Genomic DNA, 13921 nt, shown 5'->3' on the forward strand with positions numbered 1-13921 from the left:
AACATGACCACGAACGACCCCTTGGTGCTCTACGGCGAGACCTTCCAGAGCCGCCTGCTGCTGGGCACCGCGCGCTACCCGTCGCCCGACCTGCTCGAAGCCGCAGTGAAACGCGCAAGGCCCGCGATGCTGACCGCCTCGCTGCGCCGCCAGACCGCCAGCCAGGGCTCGGGCAACAGCGACCTCGGCAACGGCTTCTGGGAGCTGCTGCGCAAGCTCGCGGTGCCGGTGCTGCCCAACACCGCCGGCTGCCACAGCGTGCAGGAGGTGATCGCCACCGCGCAGATGGCGCGCGAGCTGTTCGACACGCCGTGGATCAAGCTCGAACTGATCGGCGACGACTACACGCTGCAGCCCGACACGCTGAACCTCGTCGATGCCGCGTCGCAGCTGATCCGCGACGGCTTCAAGGTACTGCCCTACTGCACCGAAGACCTCGTGCTGTGCCAGCGGCTGGTCGACGTCGGTTGCCAGGCCGTGATGCCCTGGGCTGCGCCCATCGGCACCGGCCGCGGGCCGATCAACCCCTACGCGCTGCAGGTGCTGCGCGACCGCCTGAAGGTGCCGATGCTGGTCGACGCGGGCCTCGGGCTGCCCTCGCATGCCTGCCAGGTGATGGAGTGGGGGTACGACGGCGTGCTGCTCAACACCGCCGTTGCGCTGGCGCAGGACCCGGTCGCGATGGCCGGTGCTTTCGCCGACGCGGTGCAGGCCGGCCGCAGCGCGTACCGCGCCGGCGCCATGGCCGCGCAGGACGCTGCGCAGCCCAGCACGCCCGTGCTCGGCACGCCCTTCTGGCATCACGCACCATGACCGCCGCGACCGACGCCCGCGCCATTGCGCACGCCATCGTCGCGGCCCACGGGTTGCGCTTCGGCGCCATCACCTCCGCGCCCGTGGCCGCGCCCAGCTTCTCTTCCGACGAGCCCGTCTACCGCGGCGCCAAGCAGGCCTGCACCGCTCTCGGCTTCATCGAGATCGATGCCGAATGCCTGGCCCATGCATGGCGCGCACAGACACAGCGCCTGGGCAGCTTCGACGCCGCAATGTGGCCCGCCGCACCCGAAGATTTCGGCATGCGGCCGTTTCCACCCGCTGCCCGCGGCGATGCGTTCCCGCCCTGCCCCGAACGGCTCGGCCTGTACGCCGTGCTGCCCGATGCGCAATGGGTCGGCCGCATGGCGCGCGCTAGCGTACCGACGGTGCAGCTGCGCTTCAAGTCCGATGACGCGGCGGCCGTCGAGCGCGAAGTGCAGGCGGCCGTCGAAGCGGTGCGAGGCACCGGCGCCCTGCTCTTCATCAACGACCACTGGCAGGTCGCCATCGCGGCCGGTGCCTACGGCATCCACCTCGGCCAGGAAGACCTCGACGCACTCTCACCCGACGAGCTGGCGCAACTGCGCGCCTCGGGTCTTCGCCTGGGCGTCAGCACGCATGGCTACGCCGAGATGGTCCGCGCCGACAAGGTGAGCCCGAGCTACATCGCCATGGGCGCGGTGTACCCAACCACGCTCAAGAAGATGGCGACCGCACCGCAGGGCGTGGCCCGGCTCGGCGCCTATGCACGGCTGCTGCGCGGCTATCCGCAGGTCGGCATCGGCGGCATCGACGCCGTGCGGCTGCCCGAAGTGCTCGCCACCGGCGTCGGCTCCGTCGCCGTGGTGCGCGCGTTGGTCGCAGCCGAAGACCCCGAGGCCACGGCCGCGCAATGGATGGCGGCCATAGGCGCCACAGCGGGCAAATGAACAGAATGAACCAATCCGAGCTCTCTCCCTCCCCCGCCTGGCCGCTCTCGCCCGTTTCGCGCGCACTGGCCGTCGTTCTTTTCACCACTGCCTTCGGCGTGCATGCGCAACAGAGCACATTGCGCGAAGTCACAGTCACCGAAGGCGCCGCAGCACCGCAAGCCGACATCAGCGGCTTCGGCGACGTGCCACTGCGTGAACTGCCGCTCTCGGCCACGGTGATCGACGGCAAGCAGTTGCGCGACAGCGGCGCGCGCCGGCTCGCCGACCTCACGCAATTCGATGCCTCGGTCACCGACGCCTACAACTCCGCGGGCTACTGGGACTACCTGACGGTGCGCGGCTTCGTGCTCGACAACCGCTTCAACTACCGGCGCGAAGGCCTGCCGATCAGCGCGGAGACATCGATCCCGCTCGACAACAAGGAGCGCGTCGAGATCCTGCGCGGCACCAGCGGCATCCAGGCCGGCACCAGCGCGCCGGGCGGGCTGGTCAACTACGTGGTGAAGCGGCCCACCGAACAGGACCTGCGCACGGTGCGCATCGAGACCACGAGCCGCGGCAGCACGCTCGGCGCCATCGACCTTGGCGGGCGCTTCGGCGCGGACCGCCAGTTCGGCTACCGGATCAACGTGGCGAGCGAAAACCTCAAGCCGCTCACGCACAACCTCGACGGCAACCGCAACCTGTTCTCTCTCGCGGCCGATTGGCGCATCACGCGCGACTCGGTGCTGGAGTTCGAGGTCGAGCAAAGCCGCAAGACGCAGCCGAGCCAGAACGGCTACAGCCTGCTGGGCAGCGTGCTGCCTGCGCCGGTCGATCCGCGCATCAACCTCAACAACCAGCCGTGGTCGCAGCCCTCGGTGTTCAAGGCGCTGACGGGCACGGTGCGCTTTAGCCAGGCGTTGAACGCCGACTGGCGCTGGAGCGCGCAGATCGGCCAGCAGCGCCTGAAGAGCGACGACCGGCTGGCCTATGCCTTCGGCTGCGGCGCCGAAGGCAACTTCGACCGCTACTGCTCCGACGGCACCTTCGACTTCTACGACTTCCGCAGTGAGAACGAGCGCCGCACGCAGACTGCGGGCAGCCTCAATCTCAAGGGCAACGTGATGACGGGCAGCGTGCGGCATGAGCTCGGCTTCGGGCTGCTGCAAAGCCGCGTGCGCAATCGCTTCGACAACCAGGCCTACAACTACGCGGGCACCGGCAACATCTGGGGCACGGCCATCGTGCCGCCGAGCCCCGATGCCACCACGCCGCAGACCAACCGCGACGAACGCTCGACCGAGCTGTCGGTGCAGGACGCGATCCGCTGGAACGACCGCTTCACCACCTGGCTCGGCGTGCGCCACACGCGGCTCGATCGCAGCAGCATCGGCAACGATGGCTCGAGCCCGACGGGCTACAAGCAGGACGTGACCACGCCGTGGATCGCGGCGAGCTACGCCATCCAGCCGGGGCTGCTGGCCTATGCGAGCTGGGGCAAGGGCGTCGAATCGCAGGTCGTGCCGAACAGGATCTCGCAGTACAGCAATGCGGGGCAGGCGCTGCCCGCGTTGACCTCGCGCCAATGGGAGCTGGGCCTGAAGGGCGGCAGCGAAGCATTCGGCTGGCAGGTCGCGTGGTTCGACATCTCGCGGCCGATGACCAACCTCGACCTGTGCGGCGCCTACTGCGAAGTGCGCAACGACGGGCGCGCGGTGCATCGCGGCCTGGAGGCCGGCGCGCAATGGAGCGAGGGGCCATGGCGCATCGGCGGCAGCATCGCGGTGATCGATGCCAAGCGGCGCGGCAGCACCGCGAATCCGGCGCTCAACGGAGAGTCGCCGACCAACGTGCCCAAGGAGGTGCTGCGGGCGCAGGCTGCGTACCGCGTCGCTTCGGTGCCGGGCCTCGAAGTCGCGGGGCAGCTTTCGTACGAAGGCCGCCGCAACGTGTTGCCCGACGGCTCGGTCACGCTGCCTTCGTGGACGCGCGTCGATGCGGTGCTGCGCTACGACACCAAGGTACGGGGCGTGAACACGAGCTGGACGCTGGCCGTCGACAACCTGTTCGACCGCCGCTACTGGAAGGAATCGCCCTATCAGTTCAGCCATGTCTATCTGTTCCCGGGTGCGCCGCGCACGCTGCGCCTGGGGCTGAGTGTTGCGCTTTGACGCGAGCACGGATGGCGGCATCAAAAAACACGCTATAATCTAAGGCTTGTTCCTCGATAGCTCAGTCGGTAGAGCGCCGGACTGTTAATCCGTAGGTCCCTGGTTCGAGCCCAGGTCGAGGAGCCACTACAAAGCCGCAAGGCCTCTGAATGCCCCGCTACTCACAAGGTAGCGGGGCATTTTCATTTGCACTGTCGCGCCGGGTGCTCGGCGTCACGCAAAAAATCGGGGATAGCCGGCGAGATCGGCAAATCCATTGCATATAATTTAAGGCTTGTTCCTCGATAGCTCAGTCGGTAGAGCGCCGGACTGTTAATCCGTAGGTCCCTGGTTCGAGCCCAGGTCGAGGAGCCACCACAAGCCGCAAGGCCTCTGGAAAGCCCGCTGTCTTTTTGGACAGCGGGCTTTTTCTTTGCCCGGCACGCGCTTAACGGCAAGGCACGTGAGGCCATTGCTCGAGGGCCTCGCGGCACGTCCTACACTCGGGCGCATGGTCCCCTCGTCCGTGTTCCGCAAACACCCTGCACGCGCAGCCCTGCCCCAGGCAGCGGCTGGCCGCCGCGCGAGTGCTGCCCTTGCGGCGACCACGGCAGTCTTGCGACGCACCCGCGCACTTTCCTGAGCCCGGCGGTCCGCTACCCTCCTTCCTGATGCGCGAACCATTGACCGCCGGGCACCCGCCGCGCGGCAGCGACGCCGTTCGTTCTTCCATCCAGAACGGCGCCGCAATCAACTGGAGTGCTTCATGCTTGCAACCATTCACGGGGAGCGCACGCTCACCGAACTCGACTTCGTCCGCCTCGGCAAACTGACGGGCCACCAGCTTCCGCCCGTGCTCGCCGAACTCCTCGATGCGGCGGACGTGCTGCCCTCGCGCGAGGTCCCGGAGGACATCGTGACGATGAACTCCCAGGTGGAGGTCGAAGACCCCGTCACGCGGCAGCGCCAGAAGATCACCCTCTGCTACCCCGGAGACGCGCAGCCGGGCGCGGGCTTCGTCTCGGTGCTGTCGCCCGTCGGCATCGGCCTGCTGGGCGTGAAGACGGGCACGCTTGCCCGCTGGCAGATGCCCAATGGCACGGAAGGCGCCGCGCACGTGGTCGCGGTGCTGTTCCAGCCGGAGGCCAGCGGCGACTACACGCGCTGAGGTCGCTCATGACTTTCGGCACTGGCGCGCCGTAGTGCCGGGGTCGTATCGTCGCGCGGCCGCCGGCGGCGCGTCGAATCGGGAGGCCGTACAGGCCATGGCAATTCCAATTTCGGTCTTGACGAGTGACGCCTGCCACGGGCGCAGCATCCTTCTTCTCACTCGACAGATCGAACATGGCTTTTTCCAAACTCTCTCTCGCAAGCGCACTCACCGGCCTGCTGGCCCTTTCAGGTTGCCAGACCATGGACATGCAGATGGGCAGCCAGTCGGCCAAGACCATGGCCACCGGCAGCGCCGCAGGCAGCGCCACCTCCGGCGAAAGCAGCCAGCTCGAGCGCTGCGATTCACCGCTCGGCACGGTGTCACTGATCGAGAACGTGAATGCAGGCTGGTACACCATCCTCACCGGCGAATACAAGCTGCCGCCCACGGCCAACCTGCTGCGCCTGCTGGTGCAGCAATCGAACTGCTTCATCGTGGTCGAGCGCGGCGCGGCCGGCATGAACGCGATGACGCGGAAATGCGCGGCGGAAGCAACTTCGGCCGCGGCCAGATGGTGGCCTCCGACTACGGCCTGTCGCCCGAGATCGTGTTCAGCAACAACGATGCCGGCGGCATCGGCGGGGCGCTGGGCGGCCTGGTGGGTGGCGGCCGTGGCCGCGCCATCGCCCAGCTCGGCGCGAGCATGCAGACCAAGGAAGCCAGCGCCCTGCTGACACTGATCGACAACCGCTCGGGCGTGCAGGTCGCGGCCGCCGAAGGCAGCGCCTCCAAGACCGACTTCGCGGGCTTTGCCGGGCTGGGCGGGCTTTCCGCCGCCGGCGGCGTGGGCGGCTACACGCGCACGCCGCAGGGCAAGGTGATTGCCGCGGCCTTCATGGATGCGTTCAACCAGATGGTGCGTTCGCTGCGCAGCTACAAGGCGCAGACGGTGCGCGGCCGGGGCCTCGGCGGCGGCGGCCGGCTAGGCGTGGACGGCGGTGCGGCGCCCTCGCAGACCTATGTGCCGGCGGAGCAGGCACCGGCACGCCGCCGCAAATAGGCGCGAATCGCCGGCCAGCCCGCCACGCTCAAAGGTAGCGCGTCTCGGCCGGCGGCTCGAACCAGTTGTTGTTGCGCCCGTCCATGTACTTGACGGGCGCTGTCGACAACTCTTCCAGCGTGGCGTCGTCCAGGCAGTTCACGCTCACGCTGACATAGGCACCGCCGATCTCGGGCACGTTGCCGCGCCCGAACGGCCGGATGCCGCAATGCCTGCAGAACAGGTGCTCGGTGCTGTGCGTATTGAACTGGTAGAGCGACAGGTCTTCCTCGCCCGACAGCAGCGTGAAGGCCTCCGGCTTGACGATCGCGCCCCATTCGCGGGCCTTGGTACAGATCGAGCAATTGCATTTGCCCGTGCCCTCGGCGAGATCGATCAGGGCCTGGAAGCGAACCTTGCCGCAATGGCAGCTGCCGTTGTATGTCTTCTTCATGGTCTGTGTCCCGGTGGTGAGAGGAAAGCCAAGGCTACGCCCCATTGCGGACACTTTCCGTCCTCGATCGCAGGCATCATGCGCCCATGCTTTCCGCCTCCGCACGCCTGATCCGGCTTCTTTCCTTGTTCCAGGCGCAACGTTCCTGGACGGGTGCCGACCTCGCCGCCCGGCTCGACATCACCGGGCGTACCCTGCGCCGCGACGTGGACCGCTTGCGCAGCCTTGGCTACACGGTCGACTCCACCTCGGGCGTCGCGGGCGGCTACCGGCTTGGCGCGGGCACGTCGATGCCCCCGCTGCTGCTGGAGGACGAGGAGGCCATCGCCGTCGCGCTCGGCCTGGGCAACCCGGCCGGCGCCTCGGAAGACATCGAAGACGCCTCGATGCGCGCCCTGGCCAAGCTCGAACAGCTGATGCCACCGCGCCTGCGCCGCCGGCTCGACAGCGTACGCCTGTCGGTGGTGCCGGTGATGCGCAGCAAGTCGCCCGTGCGCCTGAAGGCCGTGTCTTTTCTTGCCGAGGCCTGCACCGACCGGCTCCAACTGCGCTTCGGCTACAGCGACCACCACGACACCACCACCGAACGCACGGTGGAGCCACACCGCGTGGTGCAAATGGGGCAGCGCTGGTACCTGCTGGCCTGGGACACGGTGCGCCGGGACTGGCGCACTTTCCGCCTCGACCGCATCGTCGAGCCCGCACCCACCGGTGCGCGCTTCACGCCGCGCCGGCTGCCCCACGGCGACGTCGCGGCCTACATGGAGCATGCGCTGCAGGTCTCGCCCTACCTGCACCACGCGCAGGTCGTGGTGCACGCGCCCGCCAAAGCGCTCGAACCCTACCTCGGCTGGGTCAACGGCAAGCCGCAAGCCATCGACGAGGGCTCGACGCGCATCGCCACCGGCGCCAACTCGCTCGACGCGCTGGCGGTCTGGCTCGGCTGCCTGCCTCACGATTTCGAGGTCGAATCGCCGAAGGAACTGATCGATCACCTGGCGCTGGTGGCAGCGCGGCTCGGCAAGGCGGCGCGCAAGCCACCGGGAGCAGCAGCCCGTCTCTCGCGCAGATAGGTCGGGCAACGCCAGGGCCGCCCGCCTGCTGCGCAATCTCGGTTGGCTTTCTTGAGCCTCACCCGATCCGCACGGGCACGAAGATCTTGTCTTCACCGCGCTGGATCAGCAGCGCCACCGACTTGTTGGTCGCCTTCGCCACCACCTCGCGCACCTGCTCCACGCTCTGCGCCGGCGTGCCGTTGATGGCCAGCAGCACGTCGCCCGCCTGCACCCCAGCCTGCGCCGAAGGACCGCCGACATCCTCGATCAGAAGACCGTTCTCGACCGAGGCCTGGCGCTTTTCCTGCGGCTGCAGCTGACGCAGCGCCAGGCCCAGCTTGCCCTGCCCCACGTCGGCATCGGCCTTCGCGACCTTGGCGGGCTTGTCGCTCGCATCGCCCAGCTTGGCCTGCAGCTCCTTGCGTTCGCCCTGGCGCCACACTTCGAGCGTGACCTTCTTGCCCGGCGCCTGCTGGCCGATCACCGCGGGCAGGTCGCCCGAAGAGACGATGGCCTGGCCGTCGACCTTGCGGATCACGTCGCCAGCCTTCAGGCCCGCCTTGTCGCCGGGGCCGCCCTTCTCGATGTTCGAGACCAGCGCGCCTTCGGGCTTGTCGAGCTTGAACGAATCGGCAAAGGCCTGGTTCACTTCCTGCACCGCCACGCCGAGCCGGCCGTGCGTGGCCTTTCCGGTCGCGACGATCTGGTCCTTCACCTGGATCGCCACGTCGATCGGGATCGCGAACGACACGCCCTGGTAGCCACCGCTGCGGCTGTAGATCTGCGAGTTGATGCCGACCACCTCGCCGCGCGTGTTGAGCAGCGGACCGCCCGAGTTGCCGGGGTTCACGGCCACGTCGGTCTGGATGAAGGGCACGTAGCTGTCGTCGGGCAGCGAGCGGCCCTTGGCGCTCACCACGCCGGCCGTCACGGTGTTCTCGAAGCCGAAGGGCGAGCCGATGGCCAGTACCCATTCGCCGACCTTCAGGTCCTTGGTGTTGCCCAGCGCAAGCACGGGCAGGCTCTTCGCATCGATCTTGAGCACCGCGATGTCGGTCTTGGCGTCGGCACCGAGTACCTTGGCGCGGAACTCGCGGCGGTCGGTCAGCTTGACGGTGACCTCCTTCGCGTCCTTCACGACGTGGGCGTTGGTGATGATGATGCCGCTGGGGTCGACGATGAAGCCCGAGCCTTGGGCGCGCACCGGCACGTCGCGCTGCTGTTGCTGCTGGCCGCGCGGGTTGATCTGGCCCTGGAAGCGGCGGAAGAACTGGAACATCGGGTCTTCGGGGTCGATGCCCTGCATCTCGGCTGCCTCGTCGTCGGACGCCTTCATGGTGCCCGTCACGCTGATGTTGACCACGGCCGGGCCGTCGCGCGAGGTGATGGTCGAGAAGTCGGGCAGCGTGACCATGGCCGCGGGCGCCACGGCGGTGGCGTTGGTGGTCGGCGCGCTCACGGCACGGGCACTGGTGTAGGCGCCGGCACCGACGGCACCGATCACGCCCGCGCTCGCCAGGGCAATCACCAGGGCGCGGGGCGAAGTCAGACGGGAGTTCATTTGTCGGTTCCTTTCAGGGCGTATGGACGCCAATGCGATGAAAGGAATGTCGCCCCCCCGACTTAAGCGCCGCTTAAACCAGACCCGCCCGCGGCTTCCAGCCCTCTCCCCTTGGGAGAAGGAGCGAAGACGACGCGAACCCGCAGGCCGCCCAGGCTCGGAGATTGATCGAGCGCCACCGTTGCCCCGTGCAGGTCGGCAATCGACTTGACGATGGCCAGCCCAAGGCCGCTGCCGGATGCCTGCGTTTCACCGGAGCGGTAGAAACGGTCGAGCACGCGCTCGCGCTCGGCCGGAGGCAGACCCGGGCCGCTGTCGTCCACGGTGAGCTCGACCGAGTCGCCTTGCCGGGCGATGCCGATGTCGACGCGCCCCTCCAGCGGCGTGTACTTGATCGCGTTCTCGAGCAGGTTGCGCAGCAGCATGCGCAAGGCCTCGGGCTGGCCGTCGACCACGGCCGCATCGGCATGCGCGATGCCGATGTCAATGCCGCGCGCCTGGGCCGCCGCCACCGCGTCGGAAACCGCGAGGCGCGCCACCTCGAGCAGGTCGACGGGCTCCGGCTTCGCGCCGGCCGCCATGCTGGCCTCGTGCCGCGCCAGCGCGAGCATCTGCTCGACCAGCCGCGTCGCGCGATCGATGCCCGCCACCAGGCGGCTCACGGCGAGGTCGCGCGACGCTCCGTCGGGCGCACGCTGCAGGCCCTGCACCTGCAGCTTCAGCGCGGCCAAGGGCGAGCGCAACTCGTGCGCGGCATCGGCGACGAAGTGCTTCTGCGCATCGAAGGCGTGGCGCACGCGGTCGAACAGCAGGTTCAGCTCCTGCACCAGCGGGCGCACCTCCTCGGGCAGCCCCTCCTCGTTCACCGGCGACAGGTCGTCGGCCTGCCGCGACGCCACCTGCTTGCGCACGCGCGCCACCGGCGCCAGCGATCGGCTCACCACCCACCAAACGACCAGCATCAGCAGCGGCGCCATCAGCGCGACCGGTGCGACGGTGCGCAGGGCCAGCGTGCCGGCCATGTGGCGCCGCGCCGCCATGTCCTGCGCCACCTGGATCACCAGACCGCGCGTCTGCATCGAGAACACGCGGTAGGTGGTGCCGCGCGCATGCACGTCGGCGAAGCCCAGCACCGCGAGCTGCGGCAGTGCGGCCTCCTCGGCGGACTCGAAGATGCGCACGCCGTCGGCGGTCCACACCTGCACGACGAAATCGAAGTTCTGTTCGCCGGTGCCGATGCCGCCCACCGCCGCGCTCGGCGGCAGGCCGGCGCGCAGCGAGAGGGCCATCTGCTGCATGTGGTAGTCGAAGATGTCGTCGGCCTCGGCCAGCACCGTGCGGTAGGCGACGAGCGCTTGCGCCCCCGCGGCGAGCACGATCGCCACCAGCAGGAACCAAAGCAGCCGTGCGCGCAGCGAGCCGGTCAATGAGCTCCAAACCTTTTTCATGCGCACTCCGTTCGTGGGACGACACGGAACCGGCTCAGCCGGGCCGTAGGCGCCGCCCCCGGCAGGGGGTAGGCGAAGCGACACGAAGTACGCGAAGCCTGGGGGCGAGTCACAGCTTCGGCACCATGTAGCCGACGCCGCGCACATTGCGGATGAGTTCGGCGCCGAGCTTCTTGCGCAGGCCGTGCACGTAGACCTCGACCGCGTTGCTGCTGATCTCGTCCTTCCAGCTGTAGAGCTTCTCCTCGAGCTGGGCGCGCGACAGGACCATGCCGGGCCGCGCCAGCAAGGGCTCCAGCACAGCCCATTCGCGCGCCGACAGCACCACCGGCTGGCCCGCCACCGTCACCTCCCGCGTCGCGGGATTGATGCTCACGCCCATGTGCTCGTACACCGGCTCGGCGCGCCCGGCCGCGCGGCGCAGCAAGGCGCGGATGCGGGCCAGCAACTCGTCGAGGTCGTAGGGCTTGAGCACGTAGTCGTCGGCGCCGGCATCGAGGCCTTCGATGCGCTGCTGCACCGAGTCGCGCGCGGTGGCGATCAGCACGGGCATGCGCTGCTTGCGCGCGCGCAGGTTGCGCAGCACCTCGAGGCCGTCGCGGCGCGGCACGCCGAGGTCGAGCATCACGAGGTCGTATTGCTGGGTGCGCAGGGCCGACTCGGCGGCTTCGCCGTCTTTCACCCAGTCCACCGCGTACTGCTCTGCGCGCAGCAGGTCGAGCACGGCTTCGCCGATCATCACGTCGTCTTCGAGGAGGAGGAGTCGCATGGGTGTGTCCGTTCTCGGGATTCGAGGCCGCGGCGGCGCCGAAAGTTCAGATCAGAGGAGCGAGCGGACTTCGCGCGCCGCCTCGAACAGCAGCGGCAGCATCTCGCGCTGCAGCGTCTCTTCCTGGTAGCGGGTGCCGGACAACACCACGTTGAGCGCGGCCACGGTGTGGCCCTGCATGTCGCGCAGCGGCACCGCCAACGCCTGCACGCCGAGTTCGTGTTCCTCGCTGGCAAAGCAATAGTCGTTCTTGCGCACTTGCGCCACCAACTGACGCAGGCCCCGCGCCTGCGTCACGGTGTGGGGCGTGAGCCGTGCCAGGTGGCGGCCCTTGAGCCACTGCGTGAACTGGGTCGGTGCCATCGCTGCCAGCAGGACCCGGCCGGTGGAGGTGGCATGCGCGGGCAGCCGCGCACCGAGGTGCAGGCCATAGGCCAGCACGCGCGTCGGCGTGCCGTAGCTACCGCTGCGCGCAACGATGACCGCCTCTTCGCCGTCGAGCACCACGGCCGAGAAGGACTCCCCTGTCTGCGCCGCGAGCCGGTTCAGCGTGGGCTGCAGCGCGCGCGGCAGCCGCGACGAAGCGAGGTAGCTGCCCGAGAAGCGCAGCACCTTCGGCGCCATCCAGAAATAGCTGCCGTCGGTTTCCAGGTAGCCCAGGTGGGCCAGCGTCAGCAGGTGCCGGCGGGCCGCGGCACGCGTGAGGCCTGCGCGCTCGGCGGCCAGCGTGGCATTGAGGCGCTGGCGTTCGGTGTCGAAGCTCTCGAGCACCGCCATTCCCTTGGCGATGCCCTCGATGAAATCGGCTCTGGCGATGGTCATTCGTCGTCTGTGGTCGAGTTGTTGCGCGATCATCGCGCACGCATTCGCATGATCGCACAGAGCCTCGCGCAGCGCCCCCACAGACCGCCGCGTGCGCCCTACGCTCCACAAAACCCACTCGGAGACACGAACATGCGCACACAAGTCGCGATCATCGGCGCCGGCCCGGCCGGCCTACTGCTCGGGCAGCTCCTGTACAAGGCAGGCATCGACAACATCATCGTCGAGCGCCAGAGCGGCGACTACGTGCTGGGCCGCATCCGCGCCGGCGTGCTGGAGCAGGTCACGATGGACCTGCTGGCCCGCGCGGGTGTCGACAGCCGCGCCAAGGCCGAAGGGCTCCCCCACGAAGGCATCGAACTGCTGTTCAAGGGCGCGCGCCACCGCATCGACATGCACGGCCTCACGGGCGGCAAGCAGGTGACGGTGTACGGCCAGACCGAGGTGACGCGCGACCTGATGGAAGCGCGCACCGCGGAAGGCCTCACGACGATATACAGCGCCGCGAACGTGAGCCTGCACGACTTCGATTCGGGCAAGCCGCGCGTGCGCTACGAGAAGGACGGCCAGACGCACGAGATCGAATGCGACTTCATCGCCGGCTGCGACGGCTACCACGGCGTGAGCCGCGCGAGCGTGCCGGCGGATGCGATCCAGACCTACGAGAAGATCTATCCCTTCGGCTGGCTCGGCGTGCTGGCCGACGTGCCGCCGGTGTCGCACGAGCTGATCTATGCCAACACCGAACGCGGCTTCGCGCTGTGCAGCATGCGCAGCGCCACGCGCAGCCGCTACTACGTGCAGGTGCCGACAGAAGAGCGCGTGGAAAACTGGAGCGACGAAGCCTTCTGGAACGAACTGCGCGCGCGCCTCGACCCCGAGGCCCGCGCGCATTTGGTGACGGGGCCCTCGCTCGAGAAAAGCATTGCGCCCTTGCGCAGCTTCGTCGCCGAGCCGATGCGCTTCGGTTCGCTGTTCCTCGCGGGCGATGCGGCGCACATCGTGCCGCCCACCGGTGCCAAGGGGCTGAACCTGGCGACTGCCGACGTGGGCTACCTGTCGCGCGCCTTCGAGATCTTCTACGCAGAGAAGTCGGCCTCGGCACTGGATCGCTACTCGGACTTGTGCCTGCGCCGCGTCTGGAAGGCCGAGCGCTTCTCGTGGTGGTTCACCTCGCTGATGCACCGCTTTCCGGAGACGGGCGCCTTCGGCCAGAAGATCCAGGAGGCCGAGCTCGACTACCTCGTGCACTCGAGCGCCGCATCCACCGCGCTGGCGGAGAACTACGTCGGGCTGCCGCTCGAAGACTTCTAGGCCGCAGCCGCAGTCGCCGCGGGAGCCGGGCGGCCCTCCAGCGCTGCCTTCATGGCGACCCCGCCCCGCTCCATCATCGGCCCGATGTAGGCCGCCATGGCATCGGGCAGCACGTCGGTGATCCAGACGAAGCGCGAGCGGCCCTCGCCTTCGTCGAACACCTGCGCTGTCGCATGGTGATGCTTCGCCTGTCCGCCGGTGACGGTGTAGGCCAGCCGGCGATGGGCCTCGTCGATACCTACCAGCACCTCACGCGCGACCATACCGTTGGCGAAGGTCAGGATGCGCGCACCCTCCGCGTCGATCGTGCAGGCCGTGAGAAAGCCCGGCGCGAGCCGCGTGTGCACGGCGTTGAAATCGCGCAGCGCGTCCCAGACCTGCGCCGCATCCGCCTCGACGATGAATTCCTTGTAGACCGTGGCCATG

At 68.5% G+C, this 13921-nt stretch carries 12 protein-coding genes, 2 tRNA genes and 1 pseudogene; 9 read left to right on the forward strand and 6 right to left on the reverse strand.

Annotated elements, in window-relative coordinates; all coding sequences use genetic code 11:
- The first annotated feature begins 3 nt into the window (after positions 1-3).
- The 7 genes and pseudogenes from ASD05_RS26910 (at position 4) to ASD05_RS26940 (ending at position 6093) form a co-directional block, all read left to right on the forward strand.
- Positions 4-813, forward strand: coding sequence for a thiazole synthase (locus ASD05_RS26910; RefSeq protein ID WP_056599371.1), 810 nt, complete (start codon positions 4-6; stop codon positions 811-813).
- Positions 810-1745, forward strand: a complete 936-nt coding sequence (locus tag ASD05_RS26915; protein ID WP_056599114.1) for a thiamine phosphate synthase — start codon at positions 810-812, stop codon at positions 1743-1745. The genes ASD05_RS26910 and ASD05_RS26915 overlap by 4 nt, the downstream gene beginning before the upstream one ends.
- Before the next feature lie 5 nt (positions 1746-1750).
- Complete coding sequence (locus ASD05_RS26920) at positions 1751-3901, forward strand: TonB-dependent siderophore receptor (RefSeq protein ID WP_056599117.1); 2151 nt, start codon at positions 1751-1753, stop codon at positions 3899-3901.
- A 50-nt stretch (positions 3902-3951) separates the two neighbouring features.
- A tRNA-Asn gene (locus ASD05_RS26925) sits at positions 3952-4027 on the forward strand.
- A gap of 152 nt (positions 4028-4179) precedes the next feature.
- Positions 4180-4255, forward strand: a tRNA-Asn gene (locus tag ASD05_RS26930).
- A gap of 391 nt (positions 4256-4646) precedes the next feature.
- Positions 4647-5048 (forward strand): GreA/GreB family elongation factor, encoded by a 402-nt coding sequence (locus tag ASD05_RS26935; RefSeq protein WP_056599120.1) that lies wholly within the window; start codon positions 4647-4649, stop codon positions 5046-5048.
- Between the two features lie 176 nt (positions 5049-5224).
- Positions 5225-6093: pseudogene (locus ASD05_RS26940) on the forward strand (peptidoglycan-binding protein).
- A 28-nt stretch (positions 6094-6121) separates the two neighbouring features.
- Here ASD05_RS26940 and ASD05_RS26945 read toward each other — a convergent pair.
- Positions 6122-6526 carry a GFA family protein gene (locus ASD05_RS26945; protein ID WP_056599124.1) on the reverse strand — a complete coding sequence of 135 codons (405 nt, stop codon included), beginning with the start codon at positions 6524-6526 and terminating at the stop codon, positions 6122-6124.
- Positions 6527-6612: 86 nt separating this feature from the next.
- On the opposite strand from ASD05_RS26945, the gene ASD05_RS26950 reads away from it, so the two are divergent.
- A complete protein-coding gene (locus ASD05_RS26950) occupies positions 6613-7599 on the forward strand; it encodes a helix-turn-helix transcriptional regulator (protein ID WP_056599126.1) in 987 nt (328 codons plus the stop codon).
- Positions 7600-7657: 58 nt separating this feature from the next.
- Here ASD05_RS26950 and ASD05_RS26955 read toward each other — a convergent pair whose 3' ends face one another.
- From ASD05_RS26955 to ASD05_RS26970, 4 genes are all read right to left on the reverse strand, one after another.
- Entirely contained in the window at positions 7658-9142 is a 1485-nt protein-coding gene (locus tag ASD05_RS26955; RefSeq protein ID WP_056599128.1) for a DegQ family serine endoprotease, read from the reverse strand.
- A gap of 62 nt (positions 9143-9204) precedes the next feature.
- Positions 9205-10590, reverse strand: a complete 1386-nt coding sequence (locus tag ASD05_RS26960) for an ATP-binding protein (RefSeq protein ID WP_056599131.1) — start codon at positions 10588-10590, stop codon at positions 9205-9207.
- Positions 10591-10699: 109 nt separating this feature from the next.
- Positions 10700-11359: a response regulator gene (locus ASD05_RS26965; RefSeq protein WP_056518096.1), complete on the reverse strand. Its 660-nt coding sequence runs from the start codon at positions 11357-11359 to the stop codon at positions 10700-10702.
- Between the two features lie 51 nt (positions 11360-11410).
- Positions 11411-12181, reverse strand: coding sequence for an IclR family transcriptional regulator domain-containing protein (locus ASD05_RS26970; protein WP_007834214.1), 771 nt, complete (start codon positions 12179-12181; stop codon positions 11411-11413).
- Positions 12182-12313: 132 nt separating this feature from the next.
- Between ASD05_RS26970 and pobA the strand changes: the two genes are divergently transcribed.
- Complete coding sequence (gene pobA / locus ASD05_RS26975) at positions 12314-13495, forward strand: 4-hydroxybenzoate 3-monooxygenase (RefSeq protein WP_056599374.1); 1182 nt, start codon at positions 12314-12316, stop codon at positions 13493-13495.
- On the opposite strand, the gene ASD05_RS26980 is transcribed toward pobA, so the two are convergent.
- A complete protein-coding gene (locus tag ASD05_RS26980) occupies positions 13492-13920 on the reverse strand; it encodes an SRPBCC family protein (protein ID WP_056599134.1) in 429 nt (142 codons plus the stop codon). The genes pobA and ASD05_RS26980 overlap by 4 nt on opposite strands.
- Between the last annotated feature and the right edge of the window lies 1 nt (position 13921).

The organism is Variovorax sp. Root434, assembly GCF_001426595.1.
In the GTDB taxonomy this organism is placed as follows: Bacteria; Pseudomonadota; Gammaproteobacteria; order Burkholderiales; family Burkholderiaceae_C; genus Variovorax.

Excerpts from the sequence above, each read along its gene's own strand:
- ASD05_RS26910 (WP_056599371.1), top strand. The coding sequence starts at position 4 with ATGACCACGAACGACCCCTTGGTGCTCTACGGCGAGACCTTCCAGAGC.
- ASD05_RS26915 (WP_056599114.1), top strand. The coding sequence starts at position 810 with ATGACCGCCGCGACCGACGCCCGCGCCATTGCGCACGCCATCGTCGCG.
- ASD05_RS26920 (WP_056599117.1), top strand. The coding sequence starts at position 1,751 with ATGAACCAATCCGAGCTCTCTCCCTCCCCCGCCTGGCCGCTCTCGCCC.
- ASD05_RS26935 (WP_056599120.1), top strand. The coding sequence starts at position 4,647 with ATGCTTGCAACCATTCACGGGGAGCGCACGCTCACCGAACTCGACTTC.
- ASD05_RS26945 (WP_056599124.1), bottom strand. The coding sequence starts at position 6,526 with ATGAAGAAGACATACAACGGCAGCTGCCATTGCGGCAAGGTTCGCTTC.
- ASD05_RS26950 (WP_056599126.1), top strand. The coding sequence starts at position 6,613 with ATGCTTTCCGCCTCCGCACGCCTGATCCGGCTTCTTTCCTTGTTCCAG.
- ASD05_RS26955 (WP_056599128.1), bottom strand. The coding sequence starts at position 9,142 with ATGAACTCCCGTCTGACTTCGCCCCGCGCCCTGGTGATTGCCCTGGCG.
- ASD05_RS26960 (WP_056599131.1), bottom strand. The coding sequence starts at position 10,590 with ATGAAAAAGGTTTGGAGCTCATTGACCGGCTCGCTGCGCGCACGGCTG.
- ASD05_RS26965 (WP_056518096.1), bottom strand. The coding sequence starts at position 11,359 with ATGCGACTCCTCCTCCTCGAAGACGACGTGATGATCGGCGAAGCCGTG.
- ASD05_RS26970 (WP_007834214.1), bottom strand. The coding sequence starts at position 12,181 with ATGACCATCGCCAGAGCCGATTTCATCGAGGGCATCGCCAAGGGAATG.
- pobA (WP_056599374.1), top strand. The coding sequence starts at position 12,314 with ATGCGCACACAAGTCGCGATCATCGGCGCCGGCCCGGCCGGCCTACTG.
- ASD05_RS26980 (WP_056599134.1), bottom strand. The coding sequence starts at position 13,920 with ATGGCCACGGTCTACAAGGAATTCATCGTCGAGGCGGATGCGGCGCAG.